Annotated in this window: 16 protein-coding genes and 4 tRNA genes; 8 read left to right on the top strand and 12 right to left on the bottom strand. The window is 32.5% G+C overall.

Translation table 11 applies throughout. The features are described 5' to 3' along the window. Positions 1-28: 28 nt before the first annotated feature. The 8 genes from IW20_RS09805 to IW20_RS09760 all read right to left on the bottom strand — a co-directional run bounded on the left by IW20_RS09805 (position 29) and on the right by IW20_RS09760 (position 6873). Complete coding sequence (locus IW20_RS09805) at positions 29-2161, bottom strand: DEAD/DEAH box helicase (protein WP_035621380.1); 2133 nt, start codon at positions 2159-2161, stop codon at positions 29-31. Then, positions 2161-3474 carry an ATP-binding protein gene (locus IW20_RS09800; protein WP_035621378.1) on the bottom strand — a complete coding sequence of 438 codons (1314 nt, stop codon included), beginning with the start codon at positions 3472-3474 and terminating at the stop codon, positions 2161-2163. The genes IW20_RS09805 and IW20_RS09800 overlap by 1 nt, the downstream gene beginning before the upstream one ends. After that, the gene (locus IW20_RS09795; RefSeq protein WP_035621376.1) at positions 3471-5225 is read right to left on the bottom strand and encodes a tellurite resistance TerB C-terminal domain-containing protein; all 1755 of its coding nucleotides are present in this window, start codon (positions 5223-5225) and stop codon (positions 3471-3473) included. Before IW20_RS09795 ends, IW20_RS09800 begins: the two co-directional genes overlap by 4 nt. 338 nt (positions 5226-5563) lie before the next feature. After that, positions 5564-5821 carry a GIY-YIG nuclease family protein gene (locus IW20_RS09790; protein WP_035621399.1) on the bottom strand — a complete coding sequence of 86 codons (258 nt, stop codon included), beginning with the start codon at positions 5819-5821 and terminating at the stop codon, positions 5564-5566. A 367-nt stretch (positions 5822-6188) separates the two neighbouring features. Further along, positions 6189-6262, bottom strand: a tRNA-Arg gene (locus IW20_RS09775). Positions 6263-6455: 193 nt separating this feature from the next. After that, positions 6456-6529: transfer RNA gene (locus IW20_RS09770), tRNA-Arg, on the bottom strand. A gap of 103 nt (positions 6530-6632) precedes the next feature. Further along, positions 6633-6707, bottom strand: a tRNA-Pro gene (locus tag IW20_RS09765). 82 nt (positions 6708-6789) lie between these two features. Beyond that, a tRNA-Ser gene (locus IW20_RS09760) sits at positions 6790-6873 on the bottom strand. 238 nt (positions 6874-7111) lie between these two features. Here IW20_RS09760 and IW20_RS09755 point away from each other — a divergent pair. The 3 genes from IW20_RS09755 (at position 7112) to IW20_RS26600 (ending at position 10164) form a co-directional block, all read left to right on the top strand. After that, positions 7112-8290: an acetyl-CoA C-acyltransferase gene (locus IW20_RS09755; RefSeq protein WP_035621375.1), complete on the top strand. Its 1179-nt coding sequence runs from the start codon at positions 7112-7114 to the stop codon at positions 8288-8290. Positions 8291-8354: 64 nt separating this feature from the next. After that, the gene (locus tag IW20_RS09750) at positions 8355-9116 is read left to right on the top strand and encodes a C40 family peptidase (protein ID WP_035621373.1); all 762 of its coding nucleotides are present in this window, start codon (positions 8355-8357) and stop codon (positions 9114-9116) included. A gap of 100 nt (positions 9117-9216) precedes the next feature. Then, entirely contained in the window at positions 9217-10164 is a 948-nt protein-coding gene (locus tag IW20_RS26600; protein WP_205625908.1) for a DUF6985 domain-containing protein, read from the top strand. A 190-nt stretch (positions 10165-10354) separates the two neighbouring features. On the opposite strand, the gene IW20_RS09740 is transcribed toward IW20_RS26600, so the two are convergent. Next, positions 10355-11197, bottom strand: coding sequence for an AraC family transcriptional regulator (locus IW20_RS09740; protein WP_035621371.1), 843 nt, complete (start codon positions 11195-11197; stop codon positions 10355-10357). 117 nt (positions 11198-11314) lie between these two features. On the opposite strand from IW20_RS09740, the gene IW20_RS09735 reads away from it, so the two are divergent. The 4 genes from IW20_RS09735 (at position 11315) to IW20_RS09720 (ending at position 14306) form a co-directional block, all read left to right on the top strand. Continuing rightward, positions 11315-12301 (top strand): aldo/keto reductase, encoded by a 987-nt coding sequence (locus tag IW20_RS09735; protein WP_035621368.1) that lies wholly within the window; start codon positions 11315-11317, stop codon positions 12299-12301. Between the two features lie 138 nt (positions 12302-12439). Next, positions 12440-13042, top strand: coding sequence for an NAD(P)H-dependent oxidoreductase (locus tag IW20_RS09730; RefSeq protein ID WP_035621367.1), 603 nt, complete (start codon positions 12440-12442; stop codon positions 13040-13042). 2 nt (positions 13043-13044) lie between these two features. Further along, positions 13045-13323 (top strand): putative quinol monooxygenase, encoded by a 279-nt coding sequence (locus IW20_RS09725; RefSeq protein WP_051885677.1) that lies wholly within the window; start codon positions 13045-13047, stop codon positions 13321-13323. Between the two features lie 2 nt (positions 13324-13325). Continuing rightward, positions 13326-14306, top strand: coding sequence for a zinc-dependent alcohol dehydrogenase family protein (locus IW20_RS09720; RefSeq protein ID WP_035621364.1), 981 nt, complete (start codon positions 13326-13328; stop codon positions 14304-14306). 151 nt (positions 14307-14457) lie between these two features. On the opposite strand, the gene IW20_RS09715 is transcribed toward IW20_RS09720, so the two are convergent. Next, positions 14458-15165, bottom strand: a complete 708-nt coding sequence (locus tag IW20_RS09715) for a class I SAM-dependent methyltransferase (RefSeq protein WP_035621362.1) — start codon at positions 15163-15165, stop codon at positions 14458-14460. 408 nt (positions 15166-15573) lie between these two features. Here IW20_RS09715 and IW20_RS09710 point away from each other — a divergent pair, with 408 nt between their 5' ends. Then, positions 15574-16842 carry a DUF2130 domain-containing protein gene (locus tag IW20_RS09710; protein ID WP_035621360.1) on the top strand — a complete coding sequence of 423 codons (1269 nt, stop codon included), beginning with the start codon at positions 15574-15576 and terminating at the stop codon, positions 16840-16842. Between the two features lie 285 nt (positions 16843-17127). Here the strand turns inward: IW20_RS09710 and IW20_RS25310 are convergent, their stop codons facing one another. Beyond that, on the bottom strand, positions 17128-17757 hold the full coding sequence (locus tag IW20_RS25310; protein WP_051885675.1) for a DUF6134 family protein: 630 nt from the start codon (positions 17755-17757) through the stop codon (positions 17128-17130). 290 nt (positions 17758-18047) lie between these two features. After that, positions 18048-18842: an META domain-containing protein gene (locus IW20_RS09700; protein WP_035621358.1), complete on the bottom strand. Its 795-nt coding sequence runs from the start codon at positions 18840-18842 to the stop codon at positions 18048-18050. Between the last annotated feature and the right edge of the window lie 187 nt (positions 18843-19029).

Raw genomic sequence — 19029 nt, 5'->3', positions numbered from 1 at the left:
TCTAAAATTATCATAAAAGCATGATAATCTATAAATTTGTAACAATATTATTGATTTGATTAAGTAAAAATTCCTGTGTTTGTTTTATATCAAAATAATTTTGTTTCATCCATTCGATTTGATATTTAACTGGAAGATAAATTCCCCATTTAGAAACATTTAATAATTCTGGATTTCTCTCTAATTCTTCGGTTATAAGTTTTTCAACAATCTGTACGTTAGCACTTAAAAAAATCAATTGAGATAAAAAGTCATCCTTAGAAAGATAAATATCAAATGAACTATCACTATCTTCTAGTGAGTTTTTTATATCTAAAACATTAAAAATAAATTCTAATGTTCTGTTTGTTTTCGTTCCTGTAAAAGTATAGAATATGATTTTTTTCTCTGAAATCAACAAAGGTCTTTCTGATTCAACATTTTTTATAGCAAAAGGTGAGAAATCACTTCTCATTTCGTCTAATATATCTGCCGATTCCTGATTGAGTTCAGTATAAATTTCATCCTGGTAAAGTATATCAAACATTTTTTGTCTAATAGCTGCATGAACAATCCCACCAACGCCAGAGAACTTGGGCTTCTTGCCATCGTTTGTTGGTATAACTTCAATTTTTTTTGACTTGAGATCAACAAACACAATCTTCCATATTTTAGCCGCCAGTAAAATATTTTCATCTTCCATGATTTGTGGACTCCACGGAATCTCACCTATTTTAATACCAGCATTCACTACTTTAAGATTGTCTTCAAGAGTAAATGCGCTATAGAAATCTCTATGGTTAACGATTTTTTCACCTTCAATTCCTATTATTACTTCGTCTCGCAATTTTTCCATTAAATCTATATCAATCAAATGATTTAAGATTTCTTCTATATCAATATTCTCAATGTCATTGAATGCAAAATTTTGCTTTAAAAGTTTAACCAACTCAGAATATTGAATCCCAGAATGTCCTTTTGTAATCGATAATGCCTGATGTAGTAACAGATCATACGCAAATCCCATTGATTCTTTGGGTTCTATAAAACCTTCTTTATATAAATGCCAGCAAGCCAGTGATTGCAGTAAACTCCATTTATCTGTTGCATATAATAATAGAAAACTTTTGGCACCATCTCTTCGTCCGCTTCTTCCAATGCGCTGTATTAAAGATGCAATACTATATGTTGCATCGATTTGCACCACCTCATCAACAGAACCTATATCAATACCAAGTTCTAATGTAGAAGTACATGAAATACAAAAATTTTGTCTGTTATTACTTTTAGCAAAAGATTCCACATATTCTCTGACCTCTTTATCAACCGAAGAATGATGCGAAAAATAATTTACATGCCCATTTACCTTTTCAGAAATTTTCTTCAGTTTAACTGCTACTTCTTCAGCAAGTCCTCTACTATTAGGAAAAATAAGGACTTTACTATCTTTGGTTTCCTTATATAAATCTTTTAAAAGATTTAAAGGTAATTCTCCTGTTTCACCTTCAAAATATTTAAACTTCGCTTCAATTTCTTTTGATGCATTATCTCTTAAAACTACCGTTTCTATACTATTCCCCGCAAATTTCTTTGCTTCATCATAATCTCCTAAAGTTGCCGAAAGACCAATTATTCTAAAGTTGTTTTCATTTATATACTGTAATCTAGATAAAAGAGATTTTAATTGTATACCTCTTCCTGATCCAATAAAAGAGTGAATTTCATCAATAATTACAAATTTAAGATTCGAAAAAATATGCCTTACATTGTAAGGTCTATTTACAAACATGGCTTCCAGAGATTCTGGTGTCATTAAAACGATTCCTGTTGGATCTTTTACTAATTTTTCTTTTGAAGTTTTATTTGCTTCTCCATGCCATTTTACAACATTTACTTCTAAATTTTTACACAATTCCTCAACGCGAAAAAATTGATCATTTATCAACGCAATAAGTGGCGAAATATATAAAATCTGAACCCCTTTTTCATTAAAATTTACTTGAGATAAAACGGGTAAAAAGGCCGCTTCAGTTTTTCCTGAAGCCGTTCTTGATACTAAAATATAATGTTTATCTGTAGTTAAAATTCTTGTAATTGCAGCATTTTGAATGGGACGTAATTGTTCCCATCTTTTATCTCGAATATATCTTCGGATAGGTTCTGATAATAGCTCAAAAGACATTATAATTCTTCTATGCTATCCATTAAAACAACATCAGGTCTCTCGTCTGAGATTTCAATATCTCCAAATAATTTTCCTTTATCTAAATTAGGATTCTGCCTAATAATATTGAGAATATTTAAAAAGTCTCTAATAACCTCTCTTGGCGTTAAAAATTCTGAAGCACCAGGTTTATTAAACATTTCTTCCATAAAATTTTGAATATCATTATCCGAAATGTTGGTTTCAACTTTATAATTATAATCAAAAATTGCCTTAAGCTTTTTAAGCAGTACAAAAACTTCATTATGATCTAGCGGAAGTAATTTAATTACCGGCTGTGCAAAATCTCTAATTTCAGCAGTTTCAAATTTATTTGTTTCTAGACGAGATTTTAAAGCATGATAACTAAATAACCCTCTTCGTTCATTTTCTAAGACTTCTTTAGTTCCTGCAAAGTTGAAAAACAAATTATTTACTTTTCCCTGAAAACAATCATTATAAATACTCAATATCTTTTCGTAATTTTTTTCTCTCATTACCGATGTAGAAATTTTATAAAGATTTATAGCTTCATCAAGATTAATCATAAAACCGCTATATCCCATGCTAACAAATAGTTTACAGAAGTTTTTTAGCATATCATAATAATTTAAATCGGTTATTATTTCTCTAACCCCTAAATCTTGTTTTGCTTCAGTTTTAGTATTGTATTCTCCTTTTAACCACTTTAATGCATTTCTTCTTAATTGCCCATCATCTTTTATATAACCTTCGTAATATTTCATTACAACTGTACCAAAATCAAAACCACCAACTTCTGTTATTTCATTAATCGTTTTCATTATATTATTTTGAATGAGTCCTAAATATTTCTCATTCCTAATATTTTCTAGTAGTATATTATTTTCTTGTGCGGTTTTTAAAATAACTTGCTCTATCCATTTTTCCATTAATGTAGGCAGTGCACCACCTTCAGGTTTTGTTTGGATTGCAATATTATCCATAATAGCAGAATATAACGCAACTCCTTTACCATCATTTGAGTAAAGTCTATTGTCGGGCGTAAAATCTGCATTTGTTACAACAAATTTTTGTTTTAATGCAACAGTATTTAACAAATGTAACATGAATGATTTTCCAGAACCAAAATCACCAATCCAAAACTTTACCATACTATGGCCGTTTTTAACATCATCTAATGCATTTACAAATGCACTTATTTCTTCAGAACGTCCAACTGTAATATGCTGTACTCCAATTTTTGGTACTACACCACCAATTAATGAATTAATAATTGCCGTCGCTTCTTTTGGTTTTATATTTTCTATCATTTTGCTAAAATTCGGTTAAAATAAGTTTCGTTTATAATGTAAAAATCTTCTTCTTCTTCAATTAAAATATCATCTAATGTTTCGTAACAAATCTCATTAATGCTCTCTATCAATTGATTCTTAAACATCCCTTTTGATTTTGCTACTATTTCAAAATCAGCCTGAAGAATAGAAAGATTTGCTTTTGAAAAAATATCAAGAATCTCTTGTTGAATTTTCGTAAAATTTATTGAATCTTCAAAAGAACTTGTTTGAATCTCTTCTGACTTAGGCATCATTTGTAATAACATTTCATTGTTAGCTTCTTGTGGCTTTTCAACTTCCTGTACATCATCTTCATCTCGCAAATATTCATTAAGTAATTCAACAGTTCCAGAATGTTTGTCATGAACATCCTGAATAGCCTGTCTATCTAATTGTATTTTTTTTCTCTTTGCAGCATATACACTTGGAATTAATTTTAATGCTTTTTCTAAATCTTTATCCTGTACAAAATGACTAATAATAATCTGAAATTCATTCAACTGTTCAGTAGTTTTAAAGAGTTTTTTTAGAACAGTTGAGTTTAGTTGTTTATTATCAAATTTTACTGAATTTAGATCATAGTAGATATAATAAACATATAAGGTAAGTGCGTCTTCTTTATCATAACTTGAAATAAACTTTGATGCCTCATAAAAAATATTTTCAACTGAAGGGTTGTTTTTATTTTGAGCCCCCAAATTAATAATTTCTTGTATAAAAATTTTTGAATCGCTGTTATACTTACTTACCAATTCATCAAATTTTATTTTCCAACGAGTTGTATTTTGCGCATTTAGTTCAAAATCTGTATTTTCATCTGGCTGGTTTATTGTAGGAAGATAAATTTGCATTATCTTTTTTAATCGTAAAATTATCCGATTATTATATTCTTCAATAATCAAATCTGAAGTATACTGTAAATCAACATTAAGTTTTCTTTTATGTCCAAAACTCTCACGAACAACATTTTCGCAGTATTTAAAAATATTAGAGTGAAGTTCGTTGATAATGGTCTCTATAGAATATTTATAATTACTACTTCCTTTTCGATAATTATAATGTTTACAAGCTATACTATCGGCTACTTTGTCCAGTTCTTGATTTAAAGAAGATGATTCTTTTTCATACTTTTCTTCTATCTTTTTAATTACATATAAATAAAATTTGACAACCTCAAGTCCACAAAATTCAATACTAAAAAAATTATTTTCCGGATTCCATACTTTGTTTAACAATTCTACATCTGCGTCATTTAAATCCAATTTAACTCTAAATTGGGCACCTAATTTTAAATAATCATATCCAGAATAATCATCATAGTAATTTTCTTCTTTCCTGATTCTTTCTACATCTTTATGAAGACTGTGTTCTAATAATTTTTTTACCAAATACGAAACACAATACGATTTAGTTTTAGGATGGTAAATCCTTAATTCTTTTAATTGTTTTTCGAGACGAATAGTGTTTTTGTGATTTTCATATTCATTTAAGAGATCAAAAAGTAAAATAAATGCATAGTTATTATTACCTTCAAGATTTGTATAAATATTGTTTAGAAAATTAAATTTATAAGTTTTATAAAAAACACGCTGCTGACTCGTTGCAGAGTTAATTTCAGAATATGAATACACATATTGATGTCCCCAATACGGAACATTTGAGTTTCTTGATAAATTATTTGAGAGGTCATAGGATTCACCTGTAACATCTATAATTGAATTATCCATATATTCTGAATTTAAATATTATCAAATATTACTATTTTAACTTTTGTTATATTACGGAAAACCATAATTATGGCACAATAAAAACACTGTTACTAAAATTATAATCGACTAAATATACTTGTTTCTATCAATTTTAGCTTTGTTTAAATATTATATATATTCAAATTGACGAGAATATTTTTTAAATACTAATATGTGAAAATATGGAATATTGTTAAAAAAAACAATCATAACATAAAAATTAAAATGCATTAAAAAACCACTCGCTTTGAGTGGTTTTTGATGTGAAGGCAGAAGGATTCGAACCTTTTGCCATACTAGTTAAAAATTGCGATGCGTTATCCTGCTAGGCTATTCATTATCAATTTTTCAACTCTTAATCTACTTTTCCATTTTTTAACTTCTAACTCTCTCTTATAAGCCAATGATTTAGTTTCAAACTCTTCAAAATAAACAACAGTCCAATCTTTTGCTTTTCCAGTAAATCCAGAATGATTTGATAAATGTTTCCGTAAGCGTTCTTCCAAACTTTCTGAAGTGTGACCTATATAATATTGATTTAATGCTTTTGAGTAAAGAATATAAAAGTAATTCATAACAATATTCATTTTGGAATTAAAGCAAGATAAGATTTAAAGGCGAACTAAAAACCATAAATAAAAATACTACATTTCATTTATCTTGTATAGATCTAAAATAAAAATCTATTTCTAAAGAAGATTTCAATGTGAAGGCAGAAGGATTCGAACCTTCAAACGTCCCGATTGAAAATCGGGATGCACTATTCAACTGAGCTATGAAATTTCATATAAACAAAAAAAACACTCGATTTGAGTGGTTTTTGTGAAGGCAGAAGGATTCGAACCTTCGACCGTCCCGATTGAAAATCGGGATGCACTATCCAACTGAGCTACGAAATTTCATATAAACAAAAAAACCACTCGATTTGAGTGGTTTTTGATGTGAAGGCAGAAGGATTCGAACCTTCGACCGCCTGCTTAGAAGGCAGGTGCTCTATCCAACTGAGCTATGCCTCCATTTATTTTTACAACTTAATCCTAAGACCGTACCGATTGAAAATCGGTATGCTCTATCCAACTGAGCTATGCCTCCATTTATTTTAGAACTTAACCTAGACTTAACTTATTCAAAATAAGCATATTTTTATCTAGCTAAATTATACGTCCTTGTATTTTAACAAAAAACCCGCTAGTTTAGCGGGTTTTAGTGTGAAGGCAGAAGGATTCGAACCTTCGACCGCCTGCTTAGAAGGCAGGTGCTCTATCCAACTGAGCTATGCCTCCATTTCTCATACAACTTAACCTTAAGATCGTACCGATTAAAATCGGTATGCTCTATTCAGCTGAGCTATGCTTCCATTTGTTTTAAAACTTAATGGAAAGTTTGTCGGGGTGGCAGGATTCGAACCTGCGGCCTCCTGCTCCCAAAGCAGGCGCGATAACCGGGCTACGCTACACCCCGAAGATTCTATCTATGCTTTTCCTAATCTTAATTAGGATACAATAATAGGATAACTCCAATATCCAAAAAGCAATTTATTCTGCGGAGAGACAGGGACTCGAACCCTGGCGACGGTTACCCGTCGACAGATTAGCAATCTGCTCCATTACCGCTCTGGCACCTCTCCAAGCTCAAGAAACGTGTTCTGTTTTGCGGTTGCAAATCTAAGACATCATTCCGTATCTCACAAGTATTTCGGAGACTTTTTTCAATCTTTTTTCATCTTTTTTCAAAAGCACTTCACTATCAAACAAATAGAATTATATAAATTTTACTAATAATTTAAAAACACAATCAAAACACTCAAAATTTGAATTTGTTTAAATAAACATTAAATTTGCTTCATTAACTAAATCACACAGAAAATGAACAAAAGAGTTGTTATTGTTTCTGCCGTTAGAACCCCTATCGGAAGTTTCATGGGAGGATTATCTACAGTCTCAGCCCCAAAATTAGGTGCTGTAGCTATTAAAGGAGCTTTAGAGAAAATACAATTAGACCCCAATTTAGTTGATGAAGTATTCATGGGTAACGTAGTACAAGCAGGAGTTGGTCAAGCTCCAGCGCGTCAGGCAGCTTTATTTGCCGGATTATCTAATGAAGTAACTTGTACGACTGTAAACAAAGTTTGCGCATCAGGAATGAAAGCAGTAATGTTCGGTGCTCAGGCAATTGCTTGTGGCGATGCCGAAATCGTGGTTGCTGGAGGAATGGAAAACATGAGTTTGATTCCACATTATGTACAAATGCGTAATGGTACTAAATTTGGACCAACTACAATGGTTGACGGAATGCAAAAAGATGGTTTGACGGATGCTTACGATAACAACGCAATGGGAGTTTGCGCTGATTTATGTGCAACCGAATACAACATCAGCCGAGAAGATCAAGATAATTTTGCTATTCAATCTTATGAAAGAAGTGCAAAAGCTTGGGACGCAGGAAAATTTGATTCAGAAATCGTTCCAGTTGCAGTACCACAAAGAAAAGGAGATCCAATAATCGTATCAAAAGACGAAGAATACACTAATGTTAAGTTAGATAAAATCCCTTCGTTAAATGCTGTATTCACTAAAGACGGAACAGTAACTGCTGCAAACGCTTCAACTATAAATGATGGTGCAGCCGCTGTAGTATTAATGTCTGAAGAAAAAGCAATTGCATTAGGTTTAAAACCGCTTGCATACATAAAAGGTTACGCAGATGCTGCACAAGAACCAAAATGGTTTACAACAAGTCCAGCAAAAGCATTACCAAAAGCATTAGACAAAGCAGGAATCTCAATAAGCGATGTAGACTATTTCGAATTCAACGAAGCTTTTGCGGTTGTTGGATTAGCAAATGCAAAAATATTAGATCTAGATAACGATAAAGTAAACGTAAATGGTGGTGCAGTTTCATTAGGACACCCACTAGGTTGCTCAGGAGTTCGAATTATCGTAACTTTAATCAATGTTTTAGAACAAAACAATGCCAAAATTGGTGCTGCTGCTATTTGTAATGGCGGTGGTGGAGCTTCGGCAATTGTAATCGAAAGAGCATAAATAAATATAAATCAGGAGTTATTGTTTATATAACTCCTGATTATTAACTCATAAAACACCTTAAATGTTCGGAATTTGTAATCTAGCCATAGTGCCTGTTCGATTTGAACCAAGTGACAGAAGCGAAATTGTTACCCAACTTTTATTTGGAGAACACTTCGAAATTCTAGAACAGCAAAATCAATGGTCTAAAATTAAAATCCAATTCGACGATTACGAAGGTTGGGTCGATTCCAAACAATACCAAATTATATCTGAGGCAAATTATAACTTACTGTCTTCGGATGCACAAATACTAAATGCTGATTTAATAGATTATATTACTTCACCAAATAATCTATTACTACCTATTCCGCTTGGTGCATCGCTAACCTTTTTAAACAATAGCGAGATAAACACTTCAAATTTTGAATTCGAAGGCACAAAAACCAGCGGTGTAAAACCTAAAAAAAACTTAATAAACACTGCCTTTATGTACCAGAACGCACCATATCTTTGGGGAGGAAAAACTCCTTTTGGGATAGATTGCTCAGGTTTCACACAAATGGTTTACAAATTAAACGGGTATAAAATTCATCGTGACGCATCACAACAAGCCTTACAAGGAGATTCTTTAAGTTTCATTGAAGAAAGTGAAGCAGGTGATTTAGCCTTTTTTGATAATGAAGAAGGAAACATCATTCACGTAGGTATAATCATGGACAATAATTACATCATCCATGCTAGCGGAAAAGTACGAATTGATCGTCTGGACCACTTAGGAATCTACAATCCCGAAACAAACAGACACACCCATAAACTACGTGTTATCAAAAAGATTATCTAATAGATCTTCCTTTACAAATTACAAAAACTTTATAGCTAGTTCATTCATAGCCAAAGCTACTTACGTATAAAAATCAGACTTAACTTAAAAATAATTTAGAATGTCAAATGCACCAGAAATAATCGCAGAAATTGATAATTTTTTAGATAAGTATTCACTGAAGAAAAATAAATTAACCACTCAGGATTTAATTAGTTATATCGAAGAAAAATGGCATGAGGCAGACGATGAAAAATACAACATTCATCAAGGAAGTATTTTTATTGGCCGAATGATTAATGAATATATAGAACTAAAAGACTATAATAATATGCAGCGATGGCTGGATATGATGAATCTTCATTCCCTATCACAAAAACATCCAGATTACATAAACAATTATTACAGTGGCGAATGCTGTTTAGAATGCGGTAACGAAGAAAAAGCATTAGAATATCTCCATTTATGCCACAAAGAAAATTCTGAATACATATTCACCAGAGCACCATTTTGTTTTGAATTTTTCAACAAACATCTTGAAAACCCAAAAGAACTTTCAGCAAACGAACAAGATGACGAAGATGGAATATATCACGAAATCAACCTAAAAGACTGGCAGCTATTCTTTAACGAAAAAGATGAATCTATATACTACACCATATTAGATGAAGATTCAGATGAAATTGAAGAACATTCTATAGAACACAATAACGGAATTGAATATCTACAAAATAACCAGACAACAATTCTAGAAAGCATTCTTTCAGAACTTTTAAATAAGTACCCCAAATTACAAGAAATCTATGATTATCCCGAGGATGAAAAACAAGATTTCATGCCAGATATATCTCAAACAAAAGATTTTGCAGACCTATTATCACCATCTTCAATTTATATAACATCAGTGTTCAAAGATGATATTCCATACATTGGTTATATGTTTTCATGCTCTTGGGACTCAGAACACGGATTGGGCATAATGACACATAAAAACCAAATAATCGAAATAGGCGGAGCAGATACAGCATTCTCAACTTGGTCTGCAGAAGAAGACTTAAACAAAAACTAAGAAATCTTTTTAATCTGTGGCAAAAAAAAATAACCGCAAAGCACACAAAGATTTACGCAAGGTTCACAAAGTTTTTAAACTCCAGCTCTCTTTAACCTAATAAATAAATTTGTGAAAATTAGTGCAATTCGAGGCTATCTTAAAAAATCCTTTTAATCTGTGGCTATTTTTTTAGTTCAAAACTCCTTATTTAATTAAGTCGTATCACTTTCCTAAACTCCGAAGGGCTATTTCCCCTCTGTTTCTTAAAGAACTTATTAAAATGGCTTTCATCCGTAAAACCAAATTCATAGGCAATCTCATTGATACGCTTATCACTAAATTGCAAACGATGCTCAATTAGTTTCGTTTTATAATTACTTATATATTGCTGCATCGTTTCATTAGCATGTTTCTTAAAGTAACGACCTAAATACGTATTCGAAATCCCGAAATAATCACTAATCGATTCCGCTTTAATACGTTCAGGATAATAAATATTATTCTGAATATATTGCAAGATATCCATCGCTTTAGCCTCACAACCAATATTTACCTGCTCAGGCAAATACTTCGCAATATTTCTGGCAACAACAATAATTAAGGTATTCACCAATTGCTGAATAAGCTCTTTATTATAAACATCCTTATCCTGATGCTCACGACAAATTGCTTCAATCATTACCTTAACCAGACATTTATCAGCATGATTTTTCAAAATACAACCAGGCTGATGATTAGCATTTTGCAAAATATACTCTAAACGCTGAATATTTTCATTCTGCAAGCTAGAATTCTTCAAGTAGATATCATTAAATCTCAAAAAGAAAAACTTCGTTTTAGACTCAATTGTAAAGTTGTGACAATCTTCCGGCGTCAACAAAAACATATGTCCCGCATCATATTCAAAAATATTCTTATTGATACATTGCGATCCCGTTCCTTCTAAAATATAAACCAGTTCAAAAAAATTATGACGGTCTCCAACATCAGGATATACATCCAGCGTTTCAAAAGAAACCGTAAAAGGTTCGTATAGATTTTCTTTTTTCATAATGCCAATTAATTGAGTTTGCAAATGTACCTAAAAAACACAAAAATATACAAATAACCCATCATAAAAATGGTATAATTTTGCTAAACATTTTTAAAGCGTATAAAATACAATATTATGGAATATAGAAAATTAGGTAATACAGAACTAGAATTATCAGCAATTACATACGGAGCATTTGCCATTGGAGGTACAATGTGGGGCGGAAACGAAAAGAAAGATTCGATAGCATCAATACACGCCTCAATCGATAATGGAGTTACAACATTAGACACCGCACCATTTTACGGATTCGGATTAAGCGAAGAAATGATTGGCGAAGCCCTAAAAACACAAGATAGAACAAAAGTACAATTGCTAACCAAGTTCGGACTTGTTTGGGATGGCAGCAATCAAGGCAAAGGAGAATTCTTTTTTAATGCCGAAGACAACGGAAAACAAATTCCTGTATATAAATATGCATCCAAAGCCAATATTATCAAAGAAGTCGAAGAAAGCTTAAAACGCCTTCAAACCGATTATATCGATTTACTACAAATTCACTGGCCAGACTCCACTACTCCAATTCAGGAAACGATGGAAGCTTTAGAAACCTTAATCCAACAAGGAAAAATCAGAGCTGCAGGAGTTAGTAATTACAATCCAGAACAAATTAAAGAAGCTCAAAAAACAATAAAATTAGCATCAAATCAAGTTCCTTTTAGCATGTTAAATCAGTCAATTCAAACCGATTTAGTGCCGCTTACAATTGCAGAAAATATCGGAATTATTGCTTACAGCCCGATGGAAAGAGGATTACTAACTGGTAAATATTTTACCGATAGCAAACTAAAAGATAACGATCACAGAAACGGATATTTCGGCCAGTTTGATCTTCAAAAAGTAAAAACATTGGTCGAAGAACTAAGCTCATTAGCCAATACCAAAAATGCAACAGTAGCACAATTAGTTTTACGCTGGACAACATTACAAAAAGGAATTACAATCGTACTCGCAGGTGCACGAAATGCCGAACAAGCAATTTCTAACGCAAAAGCAATGGATTTCAACTTATCAGCTTCAGAACTTGATTTTATTAATCATGCAATTTCAAAAACAAAATAAGAAACATTTGGGTGTGACCCGTAAAAAAAACGGGTCGGGTCATCCGCTAAATCTTTTATTTTTTAAAGAAAAAAAATAAAAGGATACCGCTGCTCCCCCTCACACAAAACCAATAACTACACATTAGAAGATAAAAAGATGAAAAAAATATTTATTATCAACGGAAGTCAAAATTTTGCTCATTCAGGAGGAAAATTCAATGAAACCGTTACCGATTGGACAATTGAATACTTAAAAAGCAAAAATTACGAAGTAAAAACAACCGACATAAAACAAGAATTTGATCTTGACGAAGAAGTCGAAAAATTTGTTTGGGCAGATGTAGTCGTTTATCACACACCCGTTTGGTGGTTTCAGGTGCCAAATGGCTTCAAAAAATACATCGACGACGTATTTACAGCAGGTCACAACAAAGGAATTTACAAAAGCGATGGTAGAACCAGAACAAATCCTGATATCAATTACGGAACTGGCGGACTTTTACACGGACGCAAATATATGCTAACCACAAGCTGGAACGCTCCAGCAGCAGCTTTTACATTACCAGGAGAATTCTTCGAGCAAACATCTGTAGATGATGGCGTAATGTTTGGCTTTCATAAAATGAATAAATTTGTAGGAATGGAAAAATTAGATGGATTTCATTTTCATGATGTCGAAAAAGGTGCTACTGCAGAAAATATTGGTATCTTTAAGCAGAATTACACTACACATTTAGAACAAACTTTTAAAACCTTATAATCATGATTTCAATTACAGCCATTATTAAAAGTAAAAAAGAAAACATCGAGCAAGTTCAAAGCATGTTGAATCATTTAATTACCGAAACTAGAAAAGAAGCAGCTTGCATTCGTTACGACCTACATAAAGCAGAAAACGTTTTTATTATTTGGGAAGAATGGAAAGATCAATCAGGACTAGACATACACGACAATCAACCTTACTTACTAGAGTTTATTACAAATAGCGAAAACTTACTTTCGGCACCAATACAAGTTTATAAAACAGCACAAATACTATAACAATGAGAGCACTTTTTATAAATACTTACGAATCAGAATTTGTAAACACACAAATAGAAAAACCAACTCCAAAAAAAGGAGAAATTTTGGTTAAAATACATGCAAGCGGTGTAAACCCAATCGATAACAAAATCAGAATTGGAGTTTCTCCTTATGCATCACCTGTATTACCGGCTATTTTAGGAACAGACCTTGCCGGCGTTATCGAAGCAATTGGAGAAGATGTTACTCAATTTAAAGTTGGCGATGAAGTTTACGGACTAGCAGGTGGCGTTTTAGGACTTCAGGGAACGCTAGCAGAATACACCGCAGTTGATGCCGATTTGTTAGCCATAAAACCCAAAAACTTAACCATGAAAGAAGCTGCCGGAATTCCGCTAGTACTACTTACAGCATGGGAAGGTTTAATTGACAGAGCAAAAGTAAAAAAAGGAGATAAAGTCCTTGTACACGCAGGCGCAGGCGGAGTTGGGCACATGGTTGTGCAGCTTGCCAAAAATTTAGGCGCAGAAGTTTATGCAACAGTTTCTAAACAAAAAGAAGACATTGTAAAATCGTACGGAGCAACTCCTATTGATTATAAAACCACTCAAGTCGAAGAGTATGTAAACCAATACACAGACGGAAAAGGTTTTGATATTATATATGATACTGTTGGAGGTCAATCTCTTGATGATTCGTTAAAAGCCATTCGTCATTATGGACAAATTAGTAGTTGCGCCGCTTTTGGTACACATACTTTAGCTACAAGTTCACTACGTTCAGCAAGTATTCATGGTGTTTTTGTATTACATCCAGCAATTAGTGGCGAAGGAAGAAAACATCACAGCGATATCTTAACAGAAGCTACAAAATTATTCGAAGTAGGAAAATTAAACCCCCTTATCGATACCAGAAAATTCACTTTAGACAATGCCATCGAAGCGCATAAAGCAGTGAGTGACGGTTCTTCTACTGGACGAATTGTTGTAGATATAATTTAAGTTCTTTTTGCCACGAACTTCACTAATTTTCACTAATTTATTACTTGACTCTTGATTCTTAAAATCCGTGTAGATTTATGGAATTCGTAGCAACCTTTTTTAAATTTAAAAAAATAATTCGTGTTCGTTCGTGAAGTTCGTGGCAAAAAAATTACTTAATCCCGCCAAAAGCACCAAAACACATATTCTTATGTAAGATTTCGACACTCTTAAAACCTACCTTTTTCATTAAATCAAGTTGATAATTCATCGATCTCGGAGAATCTTCTTTGGCAACATAATCCAATACATTTTTACGATATTCTTTTCCTCCTAAACCTTCTAGATAATCTCCATATCTTTCCCAAGTATATTCATTTAGCAACTCTGTATCTTGAGTAATTAAATCCGAAATCATAAAACATCCACCAGGTTTTAATAATTTAAAAATCTTAGTAAACGTAGTTTCCCAATCCTGATCATCACGTAAATGATGCAAAACTGCACCTGCCAAAATAATATCATATTGATTTTCCTGTAGTTCAACTTCACGAATATCACCATGCTTCACTTCTACCCTTCTGTCAGTTTCATCAGAAACTCTTTCAAAAGCTTTATCCAGCATCGGTTTACTCAAATCAACCAAAGTACAATTCAGATCTGGCACTTTAGACAACATCATTAATGTATAATTTCCTGCCCCACAACCTATATCCAAAACATTTTTGGCATTAGGAACAATTCTCTTAGAAGCTTCAGTAATAAGTTCCAACGAAATTTTAGCGTCAATTGTAGATAATTGACCCGTATCTAAATTTGAAAATCGTTCGACATCATTATCAAAGCGATCCCTTATTTCTGCAGTAGTAGATTTTTCCATAGTTTTTGTTTTTGTTTTCACGCAGATTAAGCAGATAATCATAGATACTAAAATCTTTTTATAACTATCGGAGTAGCTAAAAATATAATCCGCTCAATCTGCCAAATCTGCGTGAAACATTTTTTTCATAAAGATATTCTTTTGCTATTCCCAAATAACAAACCGAATTTATAAAACTACGTTATCTAAAATATTTTTCGGCTCAAGCCAAAGAATTAAATACGACTAAATTAACCCGAAAACATTACTTTCCTAGACCCAAAAACACAAAAACCATAAAGTCAAAATACGAAACACAAGCACCTTTATTTATTCAAATAAAATTACTGAAACCATAAAACATTATGCTTATCGCGAACTTTTAAATACCTTAGCAAAAAATAATATTACCTCATAAAAACAATCAAAATGGCTGAGCAATCTTCAATTCAGTGTCCAAATTGCGGAACAACAATCGATGTAAATGATATCTTAAAACATCAATTAGAAGATAGCATCCGTAAAGAATTTCAGCAAAAAGCTACAGCACAGTCAAAAGAACTGGAGCTAAAAAACGAGCAATTCGAAAAAGCCAAAGCTGAATTTGAAGCCAAAAAGAAACAAGAAAACGAACTTTTTACAGAACGTTTAGACCGTGAAAAAAAGATTGCTGAAAAAGAAATCACCGAAAAACTAAAGACAAAACTTGACGAAGAAAACAAAGACCGTTTACTTTCGATGGAAAAAGAACTTTCGGAGAAATCTGAAAAATTACGCGAACTAAATAAAATGGAGGGCGAAATTGCTAAACTTCAGCGTGAAAAACTGGAAATAAAAGAAGCAATCGAAGCCGAATCTCAAAAGCAACTCAATGCTACTTTAGTTCTGGAACGTGATAAAATTCGTAAACAAGAAGAAGAAAAAAACGAGTTAAAGATAAAAGAATACCAAAAACAATCCGACGACCAAAAGAAGCTTATCGAAGAAATGAAACGCAAGCAAGAACAAGGTTCTATGCAATTGCAAGGTGAGGTAATGGAATTAGCAATTGAAGAATGGCTAGCTTCTAATTTTCCTCTGGACAGTATCGACGAAGTAAAAAAAGGAGCTAACGGAGCCGATTGTTTACAAATAGTAAACACTCGCGAATTACAAAATTGTGGTTCTATATATTACGAAAGTAAACGCACCAAAGCTTTTCAACCCGCTTGGATTGAAAAATTTAAAAATGACATTAGAGATAAAAAAGCCAATATTGGAGTTCTTGTTACCGAGGTAATGCCTACCGGCATGGATCGTATGGGAATGCGCGACGGAATCTGGATTTGTACCTATGATGAATTTAAAGGATTAAGCGCCGTTTTACGTCAGTCCTTAATACAAGTGAGTCAAGCCGTACAAGCACAGGAAAACAAAGGCGATAAAATGGCGATGTTATACGATTTCTTAACCAGCAACGAATTCCGTTTACAAATAGAAGGAATTGTAGAAGGATTTACGCAAATGCAAAGTGACTTAGATTCTGAAAAAAGAGCCATGCAACGTATCTGGAAACAACGCGAGAAACAAATAGAAAAAGTAGTAAATAATACGTTAGGAATGTACGGATCTATTCGTGGTATTGCCGGAAATGCCGTTCAAACCGTAAGAGCTTTAGAGTTAGATTTTATTGAGGATCAAACAGAAGAATTAGAGTAGATTAAGATTCAGAGGTGCAAAGGAACAAAGGTTCAGAGGTAAAATATAATATCCTTCGACTCCGCTCAGGATGACAAACCGTAGCCCTAACATTTACACACATGTCAGGCTGAGCGGAGTCGAAGCCCGATTAACTGCCCGTGAAATCCTTCGACTCCGCTCAGGAGGACAATATTGTGGTTATTTACGCTAAAATACATCTTTCTAAGAAACGAAAATCAATCCCCTAAGTCGTCTTCTTTTTAGACCACAATAAAACAAGCTTAATAAGAATCAGGATAACCATTACTTCTTTATTAGATTATTCGTTTTCAAAACAAATCTCAATGAAGCCCAATCCGTATCTGCCTCTACTAAATTACAAATGCCATTATTGTAAGAATAGGTAACTTTATTTCCGTTAGGCAAATCCAACATATACCTTCTATATCCTATACGTTTTATCGGAATCATCTTTTGAAATTTCTCTGAGAAAACAGAAGTAATATCACTAGGTTCAAAAAAATATAGACTTGCAGTTGTAATCAGGATAGGATGTTTTATAGAACCGTTCTTGCCATCTATATTAGATAAGCTGTATGAATCACCATTCCAACTAGCCACATTGTTTACTTTTATTTTACCATTCATTGTGCGATATAATTTAGCCTGGATCATATTATTGTTTTTAAAAACAACATTCATCTTGTCATAAACTTCTATATTATAAAGCAAGCTTACCTTAGCGTTAGATTCAAAAACATACTCCGTGATATCATTTTTTGTAGAACGTTCTACAAGTATATTACCAATAACCTTATCCCCTTTTGTAATTGAATACATTAAAGATGACGCATCACTATCAATAGAATTCTCGGAAACAAAATTGGAAAGCAAATAGATGAAAAGAGCTGGAAGTATTATAAAATGCTTCATGGTTATAGTCTTTTAATGATGATTATGGTGCAAAAATATAACCAAGCTAAGCCCTAAATGTTCAGACTTATAAAACTGAACTCATTAAATAAAATAGCACAACAATCAGATAATAAAGGCTTTTGCCAATATCAACAAGTTCGTTTTTATAAAAGAGAACCGCTTTTTAAACATGAAACGTTATTAAAGAAAAAATCTCCGATACTAATTCGACTTTACGCCAAATTACTATCGGAGATTTTAAAATTCTTCCGAATAAAATTCAGAAGATGTACCTATATGAAGATTACTTAGTCAACTTTTCTTAAGACCAAAAGCAACCCAGACGGATTTGACAATGATAATCTATTATTGGCTACAGTATAAGTTGTAGTACTTTGGAGTGCTTGCAAAAACTCATCTTCTTTATTGTTACCAATGCAAGCCATTAACGTTGAAGCTACATTTGTAAAACGTAATAAATCTTTCTCATAAAAGATACTTCCGTTAACTTGATTACATCCTGCAAAGCCTGAAAATCTGTTCTCAGCACTATAAATCTCGATTCTTGGCAATTCCTTTTGAAAATCAGCTACAGTAACTTTTCTTCCATTTAATTGTTCCAAAACCCAGATATCATGTAAACGATAATCGGTAATATATCTTCCGCAACCTTCAATGTTTTTTACACTTGCGTCATTATTATTCGTGATCTCGATTTTAACATTATAAGGCGATTTATCTCCAGACATTGTATCCGTACAATCCATTTGCTGAATCGTAATACTCATACTTCCCGTTTTAGTATTAAAACGATACAACTTAACATTTGCATCCATAGCTTTAATAGGTTCAACATAAGGAGAATTAACTTCTTCTAATCCTGGAATCAGCGATGTAAATCTGATTGTTTCTTTTCCTATTTTCAAACTCCAAAAAGGTTCATTTCCAGTAGCTTTAAAAAATGTAGAACCATCATATTCGTCAGCGTTATTTGTATTCATAGATGCGGGATTATCTTCCTTTGGTTGTGTTAAAGGTTTTACTGTCGTTTTACAGCTAAAAGACAAAATTGCGACCGAGACTAATAAAAATAGTTTTTTCATGTGTGTAATTTTAAAATTAAAAACCTGATAATCAAATTTTTAATTTCTTTAATAAATAAAATAAGTTTACGGCTAATTTACGATAAAAAAATAAGTGCAACAATCGGCAGTAATTAAATCCTAACTCATTTGTACTCCCGCCAGTACGATTCCTATTGACTTTAGATTATTTATATATCCTAAATTA

The organism is Flavobacterium hydatis (genome assembly GCF_000737695.1).
In the GTDB taxonomy this organism is placed as follows: domain Bacteria; phylum Bacteroidota; class Bacteroidia; order Flavobacteriales; family Flavobacteriaceae; genus Flavobacterium; species Flavobacterium hydatis.
Note: the sequence above shows the minus strand (reverse complement) of the source record. Positions and strands in the feature narration are given on the sequence as shown.

Coding starts and splice junctions, on each gene's coding strand:
- IW20_RS09725 (WP_051885677.1), top strand. CDS start 13,045: ATGATTTCAATTACAGCCATTATTAAAAGTAAAAAAGAAAACATCGAG.
- IW20_RS26600 (WP_205625908.1), top strand. CDS start 9,217: ATGTCAAATGCACCAGAAATAATCGCAGAAATTGATAATTTTTTAGAT.
- IW20_RS09740 (WP_035621371.1), bottom strand. CDS start 11,197: ATGAAAAAAGAAAATCTATACGAACCTTTTACGGTTTCTTTTGAAACG.
- IW20_RS09715 (WP_035621362.1), bottom strand. CDS start 15,165: ATGGAAAAATCTACTACTGCAGAAATAAGGGATCGCTTTGATAATGAT.
- IW20_RS09730 (WP_035621367.1), top strand. CDS start 12,440: ATGAAAAAAATATTTATTATCAACGGAAGTCAAAATTTTGCTCATTCA.
- IW20_RS09700 (WP_035621358.1), bottom strand. CDS start 18,842: ATGAAAAAACTATTTTTATTAGTCTCGGTCGCAATTTTGTCTTTTAGC.
- IW20_RS09735 (WP_035621368.1), top strand. CDS start 11,315: ATGGAATATAGAAAATTAGGTAATACAGAACTAGAATTATCAGCAATT.
- IW20_RS09805 (WP_035621380.1), bottom strand. CDS start 2,161: ATGTCTTTTGAGCTATTATCAGAACCTATCCGAAGATATATTCGAGAT.
- IW20_RS09755 (WP_035621375.1), top strand. CDS start 7,112: ATGAACAAAAGAGTTGTTATTGTTTCTGCCGTTAGAACCCCTATCGGA.
- IW20_RS09795 (WP_035621376.1), bottom strand. CDS start 5,225: ATGGATAATTCAATTATAGATGTTACAGGTGAATCCTATGACCTCTCA.
- IW20_RS09750 (WP_035621373.1), top strand. CDS start 8,355: ATGTTCGGAATTTGTAATCTAGCCATAGTGCCTGTTCGATTTGAACCA.
- IW20_RS09800 (WP_035621378.1), bottom strand. CDS start 3,474: ATGATAGAAAATATAAAACCAAAAGAAGCGACGGCAATTATTAATTCA.
- IW20_RS09790 (WP_035621399.1), bottom strand. CDS start 5,821: ATGAATTACTTTTATATTCTTTACTCAAAAGCATTAAATCAATATTAT.
- IW20_RS09710 (WP_035621360.1), top strand. CDS start 15,574: ATGGCTGAGCAATCTTCAATTCAGTGTCCAAATTGCGGAACAACAATC.
- IW20_RS25310 (WP_051885675.1), bottom strand. CDS start 17,757: ATGAAGCATTTTATAATACTTCCAGCTCTTTTCATCTATTTGCTTTCC.
- IW20_RS09720 (WP_035621364.1), top strand. CDS start 13,326: ATGAGAGCACTTTTTATAAATACTTACGAATCAGAATTTGTAAACACA.